General features: G+C 28.8%; 2 protein-coding genes and 1 other annotated feature. Both genes read right to left on the minus strand.

Annotation, left to right across the window (positions count from 1 at the left end):
- Positions 1-619 precede the first annotated feature (619 nt).
- Positions 620-1,993 carry a UDP-N-acetylmuramoyl-L-alanine--D-glutamate ligase gene (murD, locus tag TY07_RS16860; protein ID WP_042403002.1) on the minus strand — a complete coding sequence of 458 codons (1,374 nt, stop codon included), beginning with the start codon at positions 1,991-1,993 and terminating at the stop codon, positions 620-622.
- 180 nt (positions 1,994-2,173) lie between these two features.
- Positions 2,174-3,565, minus strand: coding sequence for a glycine--tRNA ligase (locus tag TY07_RS16865; protein WP_042403005.1), 1,392 nt, complete (start codon positions 3,563-3,565; stop codon positions 2,174-2,176).
- A gap of 99 nt (positions 3,566-3,664) precedes the next feature.
- Positions 3,665-3,829 (minus strand) — a binding site (T-box leader).
- Positions 3,830-3,958: the final 129 nt, after the last annotated feature.

A 3,958-nucleotide genomic window follows, 5' to 3' on the forward strand; every position in this document is an offset into this window, starting at 1 on the left:
CTTTGAGTCTTTATTTTAAGACTCTCAAAAGAATTGCTGGTTTACTTAATTTATATTCTGTTCAATTTTCAAAGATCATTTGCAATCAACCTGACTGCCTATTCATAATATCATTTATCTTTTTGTCTGTCAACACTTTTTTAAAACTTTTTTTGAAGTTTTATTTGTTCATGTTTTAGACCTTCGTCTCAAGAACTTTTTTTAATTTGTTCCCGACGACGTGTTTTATATTAACATGATTAATAATATGCAAGCTATATTATTTTGCTATATTATGCTATTTATTTTTATCTTTCTCATTATATCTATATAATTCTAACTTTTTCTTATATTGATACACCAGGATTTGTTGTTGCTATTCCCTTGCATATATTTAACATATTTAGTAGTTATTAAACTTCTCCACGTTCATATCCTATTATTTTCATAACGAAATTTATTGATATATAATCCCAATATAATTGATTTTTTAAAAAAAATAACTACATTTAACAAAGTATTTATATTATAAAAGCAAAAAAATAATTAATCTTTTAAAATTCTTGCTCTTACTTATATACTCTATTCAATGTAGTTATATAGACTTTACTTTTTATATCTTAATAAAAATAAATTACTTTTAAATATTATTTACTATTTCTTTAAACTTATTTCCTCTAACTGCAAAATTAGGGAACATATCAAAAGATGCACAAGCTGGTGATAAAGTTATAATATCCCCTTCCTTTGCAATTTCTTTAGCTTTAATTACAGCTTCTTCTAATGAATTAACCATAATACTAGGAACTTCTATCCCCTTCTCATCTTTTAATTTATCAAAAGCTTCTTTTATTAAATATCTAGTATCTCCCATAAGAATTATTTCTTTTATAAAAGGATACCCCTGTTCAGCTAACGGTTCAAAAGGTATATGTTTATCATATCCACCAGCTATAAGTATTACCTTCTTCTCAAATGCAAATAATCCAGCTAACGTTCTAGTAGGACTTGATGCTATAGAATCATTATAATACTTCACACCATCAATTTCTCTTACCAATTCACATCTATGCTCTACTCCTGCAAATGTCTCAGCTACTTTTTTCATTGTTTCAATTTCAACATCATCCTTTGTAGCTATAAATGCAGCTAAATAATTTTCTACATTATGCATACCTTTAATTACTATATCATTTTTCTTACAAACTTCTTTCCCTTCTAAATATAAGGTACCATCTTTATAGTATGAACCATTTGTAATAACTCTTTTTGATGAAAATTCTCTAACATGCCCTTTAGCTTCCTTTTCAAATCCATAAGTTATTTCATTTTCTCTATTTAAAACTAATACATTATCTTCATTTTGATATAAGAATATATTTTTCTTTGCATCAATATATTCCTGCATATCCTTATGCATATCTAAGTGATTAGGTGCTAAATTAGTAACAACTGCTACATCTATTGGAGAATCCATTGTCATAAGCTGAAAGCTTGACAACTCTAAAACTACCATATCATCAGCATTTATTTCTTCTATATTAGAAAATAAAGGTGTACCTATATTTCCCCCAACCCAAGTTTTATATCCTTGAGCTTCTAATAACTTTGATATTATAGTAGTAGTTGTTGTCTTGCCATCAGATCCTGTTACTCCATATATTTTCCCTTTACAATACTTAACGAACTCTTCCATTTCAGATGTAATATACGCACCTTCATTCTTCGCTCTAACTAGAGCCTCGCAATCTATTCTCATTGATGGAGTTTTAAAAACTACCTCAAATCCAGTTAATTTCTCTAAATATCCCTTACCTAACTCTAACTTAACACCTTTTGATTTGAATTCACTTGCTATTTTTCCTAATTCATTTTCTTCCTTCATATCAAAAGCTGTTACTTCAGCGCCTAACTTTACTAAAAAATTTATTAAAGGAATATTACTTACACCAATACCTACAACAGCAACATTTTTACCATTAATAAAACTTTTAAATTCCTTAAACTCTCTCATTACTGCCTCCAACTAAATTATATTACTTTATAATTTATAACTATTAATAATTCTTACCAATATACAAATAATTATATCATTATACTTTCTCACATTCTATAAATATAAAATTAAAAACACTTTTTAAAAATAAAAACAGCAAGAAATAATTATTAATAATCATCTCTTGCTGTTTCTTAATTAAAACTCTAAACTTTTAGCAATAAAGTGAGTTAATTTACTAATTTCAACTCTTTCTTGAGTCATAGAGTCTCTGTGTCTTATAGTAACGCATCCATCATTTTCAGTTTCAAAGTCAACTGTAATACAGAAAGGTGTTCCTATCTCATCTTGTCTTCTATATCTCTTACCAATACTTCCTGTTTCATCATATTCAACATTAAATTTCTTTGCTAACATTGAGTATACTTCATCAGCTTTATCTGATAACTTCTTAGATAATGGTAATACAGCTGCCTTATATGGAGCTAAAGCTGGATGTAAGTGCATAACTGTTCTTACATCTCCACCTTCTAACTCTTCTTCATCATAAGCATCTACTAAGAATGCTAAAGCAACTCTATCAGCTCCTAATGATGGTTCTATACAATATGGTATATATTTCTCATTAGTTGTTGGATCTAAATATGACATATCAGTTCCTGAATGTTCTGCATGTTTCTTTAAGTCATAGTCTGTTCTATCAGCTATTCCCCAAAGTTCTCCCCAACCAAATGGGAATAAGTATTCTATGTCAGATGTTGCATTCGAATAGAATGATAACTCTTCTTCACCGTGATCTCTCATTCTTAAAGATTCTGGCTTTACTCCTAAATTTAATAAGAAGTTCCAACAGTAGTCTTTCCAATATCCAAACCACTCTAAATCAGTACCTGGTTTACAGAAGAATTCTAATTCCATTTGTTCGAACTCTCTTGTTCTAAAAGTAAAGTTTCCTGGAGTAATTTCATTTCTGAAAGATTTACCTATTTGAGCTATACCAAATGGAACTTTCTTTCTTGAAGTTCTTTGAACTGATTTGAAATTTACAAATATACCTTGTGCAGTTTCTGGTCTTAAATATACCGTATTTGCAGAATCCTCTGTTATACCTTGGAAAGTCTTAAACATTAAATTAAACTTTCTTATATCAGTATAATTCATTTTTCCACACTTAGGACAAACTATGTTATTCTTAGTTATGTATTCCATTAGTTCTTCATTAGTCCATCCATCAGCACAAGCAACTTCTACTCCATTTTCAGTCATATGATCTTCTACTAATTTATCTGCTCTAAATCTTGATTTACATTCTTTACAATCCATTAATGGATCTGAAAATCCTCCAACGTGTCCTGATGCAACCCAAACTTCTGGATTCATTAATATCGCACAATCTACTCCAACGTTATATGGACTTTCTTGAACGAATTTTTTCCACCAAGCTTTTTTTACATTGTTTTTGAATTCAACTCCTAATGGACCGTAATCCCATGAGTTTGCAAGTCCTCCGTAAATTTCTGATCCAGGAAATATAAATCCTCTACTTTTACATAAAGCAACTATTTTATCCATAGTCTTTTCTACTGCCATTTTACTACCTCCATTTTTTACGATAACTTTATTTCTATAAATTATATACAAATAAATTATTCGTATTTATTTTTTATAATAAAAAAAGCCTTATAACCATAAAGGGACGAAAATAAATTCCGCGGTTCCACCCTTCTTGGCTAAAGCCCAACTTTACAAACTACACTCAAAAGCTCCCTTCATCTTAACTTTTTAATGATTTACACCACCCATCATCTCTCTAAAAAAAATATTAAAACTACTCTTCTTTTTCATCGTGCTTTATTAAATTATATATTAATTTTATCAAACACCTTATATATGTCAAGAAAAATTATATATTCTTTTACCTTATATAACAAAAGAGTTTTGTATCAACAGACATTATCTGCTCCTACAAAACTCTTTTAAAAT

Source organism: Clostridium saudiense, assembly GCF_000577815.1.
Taxonomy (GTDB): Bacteria; Bacillota; Clostridia; order Clostridiales; family Clostridiaceae; genus Clostridium; species Clostridium saudiense.

Coding starts and splice junctions, on each gene's coding strand:
- murD (WP_042403002.1), bottom strand. CDS start 1,993: ATGAGAGAGTTTAAGGAATTTAAAAGTTTTATTAATGGTAAAAATGTT.
- TY07_RS16865 (WP_042403005.1), bottom strand. CDS start 3,565: ATGGCAGTAGAAAAGACTATGGATAAAATAGTTGCTTTATGTAAAAGT.